At 59.7% G+C, this 11236-nt stretch carries 11 protein-coding genes; 4 read left to right on the forward strand and 7 right to left on the reverse strand.

Translation table 11 applies throughout. The annotated features are described in order from the left end of the window. Window positions 1–63 precede the first annotated feature (63 nt). Window positions 64–552: a GFA family protein gene (locus PMI23_RS26695; RefSeq protein ID WP_007911003.1), complete on the reverse strand. Its 489-nt coding sequence runs from the start codon at window positions 550–552 to the stop codon at window positions 64–66. A 138-nt stretch (window positions 553–690) separates the two neighbouring features. Between PMI23_RS26695 and glsB the strand changes: the two genes are divergently transcribed. Next, window positions 691–1599, forward strand: coding sequence for a glutaminase B (gene glsB / locus PMI23_RS26700; RefSeq protein WP_007911001.1), 909 nt, complete (start codon window positions 691–693; stop codon window positions 1597–1599). 199 nt (window positions 1600–1798) lie between these two features. Beyond that, window positions 1799–3301: an aldehyde dehydrogenase family protein gene (locus PMI23_RS26705; RefSeq protein ID WP_007910999.1), complete on the forward strand. Its 1503-nt coding sequence runs from the start codon at window positions 1799–1801 to the stop codon at window positions 3299–3301. Window positions 3302–3423: 122 nt separating this feature from the next. On the opposite strand, the gene PMI23_RS26710 is transcribed toward PMI23_RS26705, so the two are convergent. From PMI23_RS26710 to cynS, 3 genes are all read right to left on the reverse strand, one after another. Next, complete coding sequence (locus PMI23_RS26710) at window positions 3424–4083, reverse strand: carbonic anhydrase (protein WP_007910997.1); 660 nt, start codon at window positions 4081–4083, stop codon at window positions 3424–3426. Between the two features lie 12 nt (window positions 4084–4095). Next, window positions 4096–4332, reverse strand: a complete 237-nt coding sequence (locus PMI23_RS26715; protein ID WP_007910995.1) for a DUF2790 domain-containing protein — start codon at window positions 4330–4332, stop codon at window positions 4096–4098. A gap of 81 nt (window positions 4333–4413) precedes the next feature. Next, window positions 4414–4881, reverse strand: a complete 468-nt coding sequence (gene cynS / locus PMI23_RS26720; protein ID WP_007910993.1) for a cyanase — start codon at window positions 4879–4881, stop codon at window positions 4414–4416. Window positions 4882–5002: 121 nt separating this feature from the next. On the opposite strand from cynS, the gene cynR reads away from it, so the two are divergent. After that, complete coding sequence (gene cynR / locus PMI23_RS26725; protein WP_007950225.1) at window positions 5003–5920, forward strand: transcriptional regulator CynR; 918 nt, start codon at window positions 5003–5005, stop codon at window positions 5918–5920. Window positions 5921–6118: 198 nt separating this feature from the next. Here the strand turns inward: cynR and PMI23_RS26730 are convergent, their stop codons facing one another. From PMI23_RS26730 to PMI23_RS26740, 3 genes are all read right to left on the reverse strand, one after another. Further along, complete coding sequence (locus PMI23_RS26730) at window positions 6119–6448, reverse strand: hypothetical protein (RefSeq protein ID WP_007910633.1); 330 nt, start codon at window positions 6446–6448, stop codon at window positions 6119–6121. Window positions 6449–6958: 510 nt separating this feature from the next. Then, the gene (locus tag PMI23_RS26735) at window positions 6959–7462 is read right to left on the reverse strand and encodes a GNAT family N-acetyltransferase (RefSeq protein WP_007910635.1); all 504 of its coding nucleotides are present in this window, start codon (window positions 7460–7462) and stop codon (window positions 6959–6961) included. 48 nt (window positions 7463–7510) lie between these two features. After that, window positions 7511–9454, reverse strand: a complete 1944-nt coding sequence (locus PMI23_RS26740; protein ID WP_042705047.1) for a DNA topoisomerase III — start codon at window positions 9452–9454, stop codon at window positions 7511–7513. Window positions 9455–9731: 277 nt separating this feature from the next. On the opposite strand from PMI23_RS26740, the gene PMI23_RS26745 reads away from it, so the two are divergent. Beyond that, complete coding sequence (locus tag PMI23_RS26745) at window positions 9732–11138, forward strand: serralysin family metalloprotease (protein WP_007910643.1); 1407 nt, start codon at window positions 9732–9734, stop codon at window positions 11136–11138. Window positions 11139–11236: the final 98 nt, after the last annotated feature.

Below are 11236 nucleotides of genomic sequence, written 5' to 3' on the forward strand. Positions count from 1 at the left end.
CTTTTGATCCTGATCTTCAACGTCAAAACACCGCAGTTTCTATAGGGCAGCGCAGGTGGCGATCTATCGGGTCAGTCCGAGGCGTTCATGCCACTGGGCGATGGATTCTTCGGGGTAGACGTCGAACTGTTTGTCTTTCGATTTAGCGTCTACTTCTACCCAAGGCGCTTTCGAACCGAGCATCAGATGTGTGTGCTCCGGCGGCACCGGCAGCGGTGTGTCGATGGCCGAGGCGAACGGGTGAATCAGCTCTGGCCACTCCGGGCTGAACAGCCACAAGCCGCTGCCGCACAGTGAACAGAAATGCCGTTCAGCGGTGCTGCGATGGGCGCGCTGGTCGTCAGCGTCCTTCATCTTCGCGTGATAGACGCTGATGTGTTTGCGCCCGCGCACCTTGAGGCTGGTCGCGTCGCCGCCGAGGTTGATCGCATAACCGCCGCCGCCCTGAGTCTTGCGACAGATCGAGCAATAGCAGCGTTGATAAGGGTAGGGGTGGGCGCTGGTGAGACTGAACGTGACCTCGCCGCAATGGCAGGAGCCTTCGAGCTGCATGGGTGCTCTCCCGTTTTTGAATGTGCGGTTGAGCCTAGAACATTCAGTGCGATGGTGGCCGGTGTGATTCGACGGGCGGGCGCAGCGTCTAGCCCCAGTGTCCCCGCAATCCCATGGGGCGAGACTTCGGAACCCGGCATGCAAGCGCTGTTGAACGAGATTCTTGACGCTGTCCGCCCGTTGATCGGGCAGGGCAAGGTGGCTGACTACATTCCCGCCCTCGGCACCGTGCCGGCCAATCAGCTGGGCATCGCCGTGTACGGCAACGACGGCGAGATGTATTGCGCCGGTGACGCCGAGACGCCGTTCTCGGTGCAGAGTATTTCCAAGGTGTTCAGCCTGGTGCAGGCGATCGATCATTCCGGCGAAGCGATCTGGGAACGCCTCGGTCACGAGCCGTCCGGGCAACCGTTCAACTCGCTGGTGCAGCTGGAATTCGAGCGCGGTCGGCCGCGCAACCCGTTCATCAATGCCGGCGCGCTGGTGATCTGCGATATCAACCAGTCGCGCTTCGCCGCACCGACCCTGTCGATGCGCGATTTCGTCCGCCGACTGTCGGGCAATCCGCAAATCATGATCGACGGCAAAGTTGCCGACTCGGAATACCAGCACCGCGCGCGCAATGCAGCGATGGCGTATCTGATGCAGTCGTTCGGCAACTTTCACAACGACGTCGAAGCGGTTTTGCGCAGCTATTTCAGCCACTGCGCGTTGCGCATGAACTGCATCGATCTGGCGCGGGCGTTCTGCTTTCTGGCCAACGACGGTTTCTGCAAACACAGCGGCGAACAGATCCTCACGCGTCGGCAGACCCAGCAGGTCAACTCGATCATGGCCACCAGCGGGCTGTATGACGAAGCGGGTAACTTCGCTTACCGCGTCGGCTTGCCGGGCAAGAGCGGCGTCGGTGGCGGGATTGTTGCCGTGGTGCCGGGGCAGTTCACGGTGTGCGTGTGGTCGCCGGAGTTGAATGCTGCGGGGAATTCGCTGGCGGGGATGGCGGCGCTGGAGATGCTCAGTGCGCGGATTGGCTGGTCGGTGTTCTGATCCGATCACACAGACACCACAAAACCCTGTGGGAGCTGGCTTGCCAGCGATGAGGGCCTGTCAGTCACTATAAATTGACTGAACCACCGCTATCGCTGGCAAGCCAGCTCCCACAGGTTTCTTAAGTGTTTGAAGAGGTGTATTTCATCGAGTAATCCGCTACATTTTCCGGCCGCTCCCTGCATGGTGAATCCGCTTCATGTCTCTTGCGCTCGAACGTCTAGTCGCTGGCACGCCGATCCCTTTCGCTGGTAACCGCGTCACCGTGGTCAGCCCCGAACTGGCCGCGCGCTTTCAACCCGGTGACCACTTGCTGGTGGAGCAGGTCAGTGGCGAGCTGTTGTTGATCCCCGTGGCCGATCAACAAGCAGCGTCCGTGGCGATCGAGCGTGCGGCAGCGGCGTTCACCGCGCTGTCGGCGGTGTCCGATGAGGCCATCAGCCAGTTTTTCGACCTGTTTGCGCAACGTCTGGAAACCCCGGCGTGCTGGGCGCACATCGAAACCGCCAACCTCGCCGACATCGAAAGGGCCAAAGCGCGCGGCCGCTCCACCACCCGGCTGCTCGCTGATCAGCGCATGCGTCGCGACATGATCGCCGGCCTGCGCGCCTGGCGTGATGCCGCCGCCACGCGCGGCAAAGTCATCAGCAGCGTCGAGCACGACGGCTGGAAGGTTGAACAGGTTGTCTCGCCATTGGGCATCGTCGCGTTTGTCTTCGAAGGACGCCCTAACGTGTTCGCCGACGCCGCCGGTGTCTTGCGCACCGGCAACACCGCTGTGCTGCGCATCGGCAGCGATGCCTTGGGCACCGCGCAAGCCATCGTCACTCACGCGTTGAACCCGGCGCTGGCCGATGCCGGTCTACCGGCCGGTGCGGTGTCGTTGGTGGAAAGTGTCAATCATGCCGCCGGTTGGGCGATGTTCGCTGATCGGCGTCTGTCGTTGGCGGTGGCGCGCGGTTCGGGTCGTGCGGTCAGTCAGTTGGGCAGCATTGCCCAGCAAGCCGGCACCGCCGTCAGCCTGCATGGCACGGGTGGCGCGTGGTTGATCGCCGATCGTGCAGCGGACGCCACTCGCTTTGCCGCGGTGGTGCGCAACTCGCTGGACCGCAAAGTCTGCAACACGCTCAATGTCTGCCTGATCCAGCGTGATCGCGCGGCGGAACTGGTGCCGTTGTTTCTCGACGCGCTGCAACAGGCCGGTACTGCGCGTGGCCAGGGCTGCAAATTGCATATCGTCGAAGGCTGCGAGGGCTGCTTGCCGAGTGAGTGGCAGAACGCGACGGTCGAGGTTTATCGCGCCGAGGGTTATCAGACCGAAGCACTGGCAGAACCCTTGGCGGAATCCGCATTGGGCTGTGAGTGGGAATGGGAAGAAACCCCGGAAGTCAGCCTGATGATCGTTGACGATCTGGATCAGGCGATCGCCTTGTTCAACCGCTACAGCCCGCAGTTCACTGTGTCGTTGATCAGTGAGGATGCGCAGGTGCAGGAGCGCTTTTACAACGCGGTCAACGCTCCGTTCGTGGGCAATGGCATTACCCGTTGGGTCGATGGGCAATATGCGTTGAACAAGCCGGAGCTAGGCCTTTCGAACTGGGAGAGCGGGCGCTTGTTTGCGCGCAGTGCGATTCTTTCAGGGGATGGCGTATTCACTGTTCGTAGCCGGATGAGCCAGATCGACCTCACCGTAAAACGCTGATCTCGTAGTCAGTGATCGTTCCCACGCTCCAGCGTGGGAACGCAGCCCGTGATGCTCCGCGTCACTGGACGCATAGCGTCCCCGGAGGCATTCCCACGCAGAGCGTGGGAACGATCAGTTGCTCAGGCAGCATGGGTGGTTTGTGCATGGATCGCGCAAGTCGCTGGCTGTTCAGCCAGCGGCACAAACGTGCGGCGGTCCGAGGACAGCGCATCGATCGAGCCCGTCTCGATGTCATACACCCAGCCATGCAGATTCAGCAGACCTTTCTCCTGAGCCAGACGCACGCTCGGGTGGGTCTGAATGTTCGCCAGTTGCGCGATCACGTTCTCGCGCACCATCGAACTCAACTTCGCCGCGTCATTGGCATGCGGCCGCGACTCGTTAACCACTTTCGCCGACTCGGCATGCTGCAACCAGCCGCTGACGGCGGGCAGGTGATCCATGCATTTACACTTGGCGATCGCGGTCATCGCGCCGCAGTCAGAATGCCCGCAGATCACAATGTCGGTCACCCCAAGCACCGCCACCGCGTACTCCACCGTCGCCGAAACCCCGCCCGGATGCGGGCTGTAGGACGGCACGATATTACCGGCATTGCGGATCACGAACAGCTCGCCAGGTTCTTGCTGGGTCAGTAATTCCGGCACGACACGGCTGTCAGAACAGGTGATGAACAAGGTGCCGGGCTGTTGCGTGGTCGCCAGGTGTTTGAACAGTTCGGTGCGTTGTGGAAACGCTTCGTTCTGGAATTTCAGGAAGCCATCAATCAGGTTTTTCATGGTGTTGTCCTCTCAGTTCGAGCAACCGCTGCCGAATTCGCTGTATTGAAGAATGTGTTTGCCGCCGCTGCTGTCCAGATACGTCATCTCCACCGGCACCACGCCACACACATCGGCAACCGGGGTAATGCTCAGCACGTGGGCGATGTCCAGTTGCATGCCGTAGCGGTAGGCAACGGCCTCGTCAGCGGCAGATGCCTGGGCGCAAATGCCGCCGAGCAGGGCCAGAATCAACAGAATTTTTTGCATGGGGCAGCCTCCAGATGTGTTTGGTGACGGGTAGCCATTTGAGGTGTGTTGGCCCGCACGCAGGGTGCGGGCCGGTGCGGATCAGAACGGACGCAGGGGCAGGAACTTGCCGTCGAGGGTGACCACGGCGCGGGAACCGCCTTCCGGGTCTTCGACTTTCTTGATGTCGAGTTTGAAGTTGATCGCGCTGATGATGCCGTCGCCGAACTGTTCGTGAACCAGCGCTTTAAGGGTGGTGCCGTAGATCTGGATCATCTCGTGGAAGCGGTAGATGGTCGGGTCGGTCGGCACACCGCTGAGGCTGCCACGCAGCGGGATGATCTGCATCGCCGCGACGTCTTCAGCGCTCAGTTCGAGCTTGTCAGCGACCACTTGGGCGGCGTTTTCCGGCAGCGGGTGCTGGCCGAGCAGGGCGGCGGTGACGTACGCCAGGCTCAGACCGGTGTCGTCAGCGAGAGCCTGCCACGACAGATCTTTGCGTGCCTTGGCATCGAGAATGCGGGTAGTCAGGGCCAGGCTGGTGTCGTTGTAGGCGTGGGACTGTTGCATGGTGTCACTCCTTTCAGGGGTTGGCTTGCTGTGTGGGATTGATCTTCTGCTGATTGATCCATAGCGTCCAAGACCGATATACAATGCTTGGCATAAGCCCTGCCTATAGATGGTGTTTCCCATGCTGCTGCGACATCTGCGTTATCTGCTGGCCGTTGCCGATCACGGCGGCTTCACCCGTGCTGCCGAGGCATTGCATGTGTCGCAGCCGACCCTGTCGCAGCAGATTCGCCAATTGGAGGAAACCCTTGGGGTGAGCTTGTTTGATCGCACTTCGCGTACGGTCAAACCCACCGATGCCGGCGAGGCCTACATCGAATGCGCGCGGCGGGTGCTGGTGGAGCTGGAGGCGGGTAAACGCGCGTTGCATGACGTGAAGGATCTGTCTCGCGGAACATTGCGCCTGGCGATGACGCCGACGTTCATGGCGTATCTGGTCGGGCCGTTGGTGCGCGATTTTGCGGCGCGATATCCGGGGATTCATCTGCAGATTTTTGAGCTGTCGATGGACGACATCGAGGCGGGGCTGGCGGATGACTCGCTGGATATTGCGATTGCGTTTACGCCGGTGCGCAGTCCGGAGATCGAGTGCATTCCGGCGTTTACCGAAACCTTGGGGATCATGGTCGGGCGTGAGCATCCGCTGTATGACAGCCGCGCAGTACTGACGCCGGGGGATATTGCTGCGCTGGATTTCGCCTTGCTGGCGCCGGACTTCATTACGCGGTTATCGGTGGACGAGTATTTCCGCCAACACGGGATTACGCCGCAGGTGCGGATCGAGGTGAATTCGGTGAGTACGTTGCTGGAAGTGGTGCGTTTTTCGCCGCTGGCGACAATGTTGCCGCAGGCGATTGCGACGGAGGATCGGGCATTGCGCCGGTTGCGGGTTGAAGGTGATGCGCCGCAGCGTGGGGCTGCGTTGTTGCGGCGGCGCAATAATTATCACAGTGCGGCGGCAGTGGCGTTTGTGGAGTTGGTGTTGGGCATGGGGGAGAGGGGACTGACCGAGGGATGTTGGAGTAATACGCCGACCTGAGAGTGTTTTGCTGAATCCATAATCAACTCGGTGTTCCGGGTTAAAGGATGACTTTATACAACTCGATCGGCTCCCTCTCCCTCGGGAGAGGGCTGGGGTGAGGGGCTACAATTCCAGTCACGCCAAATCAATGCAAGCGAACAAAAAAAGGCCTGCTTCCTTTAAGGAAGCAGGCCTTTCAATTATTTAATGACTATCTCAGCAGAACCGATCAATCACCCGAACTTCATTGTTGTTCTGCATCGAATCCCACGCCTGTTTCAGCGTTTGCAGAACATTACCGATGAAGTCCTTGTCGGCCGCAGCCTTCTTGCCAACATAACCGTGGCCGCGACGGTACATCTTCAGGCGGGCCAGCAGGTTCTGATGATTGCGGTCGAACTCGTCTTCGTCAGCATGGGTCGCCAGGCAGTCGATATGCACCTGCCCCGACTTGCTGATCCAGAGAATATGGCTGTCGTGGCTGTCTTTCTGCGCAGCGAACATACGAGCCAGTTCTTCGATAGTAGGTTGATTGTTCAGATTCATGATTTTGCCCCTTGACCAGTCTGGTGATCTTTCAAAGTTGATTCGCTAATACAGGTAGCCCATCGGTTAGTTGATCCCTGGCACCGAAACCAGGACGTCAGCGCTCGCCCGTGTGAAGTACGGGGTCGTGCATCTGTTGCATGTAGTCGTGTTGAATAACTGCTACGCAATAGCGTCACAACGAGGAGAAGCAGCGAAAACCGGGAGGCTCCTTGACGACATTTACCGTGTCGACCACAAGCGTCTTGAGAATTTTCGCCAGCGCTTCTCGTCCTTGTACTGGACGTTCAGGCCAGGTCAGCTTCTTCAATCTGCCTTGTGGGCAGCGTGTATCCGGAAAAAACAACTCGGCGGTCAGACGAGTTTGCTCAAGCGTGTTACCGATGTTCCCGATCGGGGAACGTCTTCATCATGCAAAAGCAAAACGACGCCGTCAACGGTTTTGTAGTGATTATTTTTGCTCACTACATATTGTCGGACAAAGCTGTTTTGGAATGAGAAAGAATCCGTTCAGGCAACGGAAAAAGGCGTGTGCAGGCGGTAGAACGTGCACGGATAGCCGTCCACTTCACGCTGCTGGCGGGTGAACTCGCCGCCGCTCAATTGCGGGATGAGCCCAGCCCAGAAGCGCTGTGCCGGCAGGTTGGCGTCGATATGGAAAATCTGCCATTGACCGGGGATCTGGCTCAAGAGGGCAGAGACGACAAACTGCGCGACGCCTTGGCCACGAAAGCGTCGCGCGATGAAGAAGTAGCCGATGTTGTGTTCGGCGCCGGGGATATGGATTTCGTTATCGACGGTCACGAAACCGGCGAGTTCGCCGTCGACCTGGATCAGGAACGGTCGAGTGGCCGGGTGGCGCCAGTAGTCGATTTTTGGCTGGATGGAAAAGAAGCCGTGTTCGGCGAGCTTCAGCGGCAGCCATTCGCTGAAGTCGTACATGTAGAACTGCATGAGGTTTTCGATGATATCCAGCTCATCGCGCTGAGCAGGGTGCAGTTCGATATTGGCCATGCGCCGGGTTCCTGAAAGTGCTGAGCCTTGCAGAAACACTAGCGGGTTTTATTTGCCTGACGGTTTCGCTGTGCGTTTTGTCGTACCCGTGGTTTTGCTGCGGGTCGATTTGCGTTTCTTCTTCCACGGTGCCGCCGCTTTACCGGCCGGTGGCGGGCCGCTGATGGTCAGGCTGAGGCTCGAGCAGCGTGTCACCTGTTTGCTCATCCACGCCGCTTGTTTGGTGACGAATTCTTCCAGACTCATTTCGCCGCTTTGCACCATGTCCAGCGCCTGTTCCCAGATCGCCGTGGTGCCGGGGTCGGCAATTGCGCGGGGCACCGCATCGATCAGGCTGAACGCGGCCGGGGTGGCGGCGAGGGCCTTGCCGTTTTTCACCAGATAGCCACGATCCAGCAACCCTTGAATGATCGACGCGCGGGTGGCCTCGGTGCCGATGCCGGTGGTGTCCTTGAGTTTCTGTTTGAGCAGCGGATCCTCGACCAGTTTGGCGACGTTTTTCATCGCCTTGATCAGATCGCCCTCGGTGTAGGGTTTCGGTGGTTGCGTCCACAGGTCCTTGAACTTAACGTCAGCCACCGCGCACTCCACGCCTTGCGTAAGTGCCGGCAAGGTTTGCGGCGCGGGCGCCTCGCGGCCCTTGGCCGCTGCCAGTGCTTCGGGCAATGCGCGTTTCCAGCCCGGTTCGATGATTTGTTTACCGACTGCGCGCAACGCCTCACCGGCGCAATCGAAATCGGCCTGGGTGCGATCGTATTCATGATTGGGCAGGAACTGCGCCAGATAGCGTGCGCGAATCAGGGTGTAGACCGCGCGGTGTTTGCCGGTCAGGCGTTCAAGATTTTTCGCCGCTGCGGTGGGAATAATGCCGTGGTGAGCGCTGACCTTGGCGTCGTTCCACGCGCGGGATTTGCGTTGTGGCTCCAGAAACCCCTTGAGCGCTTCAAGACCCGGATCGGCCTGACGCAACGCGGCGAGAATCCCCGGTGCCTCGCTGTGCTGGCTCAGCGGCAAGTAGCCGCAATCGCTGCGCGGGTAAGTGATGACCTTGTAGGTTTCGTAGAGCGCCTGGGCGATGTCGAGGGTTTCCTGCGCGCCTAGGCCAAGTTTCTTCGAGCAGACTTCCTGCAAGGTGCCGAGATCGAAGGGCAGGGGTGCCACCTCGCGCATGCGCTCGGTTTTCAGCTTGACCACCCGGGCACTGGCAGCGCTGCTGATCGCAGCCGCGGCTTGCTGGGCCAACGCCTGATTGAGGCAGCGATCCTGATCGTCACAGGCATCCGCCGGCGCGCGCCACTGCGCGGTAAACGGTGTGCCGTTGTGCAGCAGATCGACATCGATCGCCCAGAACGGCACCGGCACGAAATCGGCAATGCTGCGATCGCGATCGACCACCAGCCGCAAGGTCGGCGTCTGCACGCGACCCACCGGCAACACCCCTTGATAACCCGATTGACGCCCCAGCAGTGTGAACAGCCGACTCATGTTCATGCCGATCAGCCAATCCGCCCGCGAGCGGCCCAGCGCCGAGTGATACAGGCTGAACGTCTCGGCTCCCGGTTTCAAAGCGGCCAAGGCCTTGCGGATCGATGCTTCATCCAGCGCCGACAGCCACAAACGGCGGATCGGCCCGCGATAACGACAGTGCTCGACCAGTTCCCGGGCGATCATCTCGCCCTCACGGTCGGCGTCAGTGGCGATGATCAGTTCGCTGGCTTCACCCAGCAGGCGCTTGACCGCTTTGTACTGGCTGGCCGTGCGCGGCTTGACGGTCATTTTCCACTTGTCCGGAATGATCGGCAGATCAGCCAGCACCCAGCGCTTGTAGCGAGCGTCATAAGCATCCGGTGGCGCGGTTTCGAGCAAGTGGCCGATGCACCAGGTCACCGTGACGTCCGTTCCCAGCCAGCAGCCGTCGCCCCGACGTTTGGCGCCGAGCACGGCCGCAATGTCTTTGGCCTGGGAGGGTTTTTCACAGAGGTACAGCCGCATAACCACCATCGTCGATCAAGGTCCGAACAGGTGCACAGAATGGCCGGACTTGGCCTCAGGGGCAACTTTTATCTGTATGGATATACAGATAAAAAACATTGCAGCACGTGACGGGTAATACCGGGACGCAGGCCGGGCTATCGAGAAATTGATTAGCGCCCGGCTGGCGCCTGTGTCAGGTTTTTCGCCGATTCAAACACGCGAGTGACAGGACGATCTCGCCAGAAGATCGCCGTGGTCTGTCGACACTGACTACTCAGAAACAAGGAAGTCCATCATGGCTCAAGCCAAATCGAAAACCAGCAGCGCCTTCGACGAAATCAATACGTTCAGCCACCTGTATGACCGTGGCGTCGGGCTGGTCAATGGCAAACCTTCATTCACTGCCGATCAGGCTGCGGATGAAATCCTGCGTAAAGGCCTGTCGTGGGGCGACAAGAACGCTGACGGCAAGATCGACCTCAGCTATACCTTCCTGACCGAGAAACCGGCGAACTACAACGTCAAACTGGGCAACTTCAGCGAATTCAGCGCCCAGCAAAAAGCTCAGGCCGTGCTGGCCATGCAATCCTGGGCTGACGTCGCCAATGTCACGTTCACTGAAGGCAAGGGCGGCGATGGCCACATGACTTTCGGCAACTACGATGTCAGCACCGGTGGTGCGGCCTTCGCTTACCTGCCGAGCGGCGGCAGCTATGACGGCCAGTCGTGGTACCTGATCAACGATCAGTATCAGGTCAACAAAACCCCGGACACCAACAACTACGGGCGCCAGACCCTGACCCACGAGATCGGCCACACCCTCGGCCTGTCGCACCCCGGGGCCTACAACGCCGGCAACGGCAACCCGACCTACAACGACGCCAAGTACGCCGAAGACACTCGCGGCTACAGCCTGATGAGCTACTGGAGCGAAGCCAACACCGAGCAGAACTTCAGCAAGGACGGCAGCGGTGCGTATGCTTCGGCGCCATTGCTGGACGATATCGTCGCGGTGCAAAAACTGTATGGCGCCAACTACGCGACCCGCGCCGATGACACCACCTACGGTTTCAACTCCAATGCCGAGCGCGACTTCTACAGCGCCACTTCGGCGTCTTCCAAAGTGGTTTTCTCGGTGTGGGATGGCGGCGGTAATGACACGCTGGACTTCTCCGGCTTCAACCAGAACCAGAAGATCAACCTCAATGAAGGTTCGTTCTCCGATGTTGGCGGTCTGGTGGGCAACGTTTCCATTGCTTACGGTGTAACCGTGGAAAATGCCATCGGCGGTTCAGGCAATGACCTGCTGATCGGCAACGCCGTTGCCAACGAACTGATCGGTGGTGCCGGTAATGACATCATTTACGGTGGTGGCGGTGGCGATACCTTGTGGGGTGGTGCAGGTGCAGACACCTTTGTATTTGGCGCTGCCAGCGACTCGACCATGACCGCGCCGGACTGGATCATGGATTTCACCAGCGGCCTGGACAAGATCGACTTGTCGGGAATCGCCGGTTTCGCCACCGGTGCGGCGTCGCTGAACTTTGTCAGCGGTTTCACGGGGCATGCGGGCGATGCGATCCTGACCTACTTCGAGCAGACCAATCAGACCAGCCTGATGGTTGATCTGACGGGGCAGGGTTCGGTGGACTTTGCTGTGGGCGTGGTGGGGCAAGCGGTGGCGACTGATATCGTTGCGTGATGCCTGAGCAGCGGCCCTCACCCTAACCCTCTCCCAGAGGTAGAGGGGACTGACCGAGTTGTCTGGCGAAAGACGCCGACCTGAAAAACGAGTCGATT

Origin of the sequence: Pseudomonas sp. GM24 (assembly GCF_000282235.1) — a bacterium.
Lineage (GTDB): Bacteria > Pseudomonadota > Gammaproteobacteria > Pseudomonadales > Pseudomonadaceae > Aquipseudomonas.

Excerpts from the sequence above, each read along its gene's own strand:
- PMI23_RS26695 (WP_007911003.1), bottom strand. The coding sequence starts at position 552 with ATGCAGCTCGAAGGCTCCTGCCATTGCGGCGAGGTCACGTTCAGTCTC.
- glsB (WP_007911001.1), top strand. The coding sequence starts at position 691 with ATGCAAGCGCTGTTGAACGAGATTCTTGACGCTGTCCGCCCGTTGATC.
- PMI23_RS26705 (WP_007910999.1), top strand. The coding sequence starts at position 1,799 with ATGTCTCTTGCGCTCGAACGTCTAGTCGCTGGCACGCCGATCCCTTTC.
- PMI23_RS26710 (WP_007910997.1), bottom strand. The coding sequence starts at position 4,083 with ATGAAAAACCTGATTGATGGCTTCCTGAAATTCCAGAACGAAGCGTTT.
- PMI23_RS26715 (WP_007910995.1), bottom strand. The coding sequence starts at position 4,332 with ATGCAAAAAATTCTGTTGATTCTGGCCCTGCTCGGCGGCATTTGCGCC.
- cynS (WP_007910993.1), bottom strand. The coding sequence starts at position 4,881 with ATGCAACAGTCCCACGCCTACAACGACACCAGCCTGGCCCTGACTACC.
- cynR (WP_007950225.1), top strand. The coding sequence starts at position 5,003 with ATGCTGCTGCGACATCTGCGTTATCTGCTGGCCGTTGCCGATCACGGC.
- PMI23_RS26730 (WP_007910633.1), bottom strand. The coding sequence starts at position 6,448 with ATGAATCTGAACAATCAACCTACTATCGAAGAACTGGCTCGTATGTTC.
- PMI23_RS26735 (WP_007910635.1), bottom strand. The coding sequence starts at position 7,462 with ATGGCCAATATCGAACTGCACCCTGCTCAGCGCGATGAGCTGGATATC.
- PMI23_RS26740 (WP_042705047.1), bottom strand. The coding sequence starts at position 9,454 with ATGCGGCTGTACCTCTGTGAAAAACCCTCCCAGGCCAAAGACATTGCG.
- PMI23_RS26745 (WP_007910643.1), top strand. The coding sequence starts at position 9,732 with ATGGCTCAAGCCAAATCGAAAACCAGCAGCGCCTTCGACGAAATCAAT.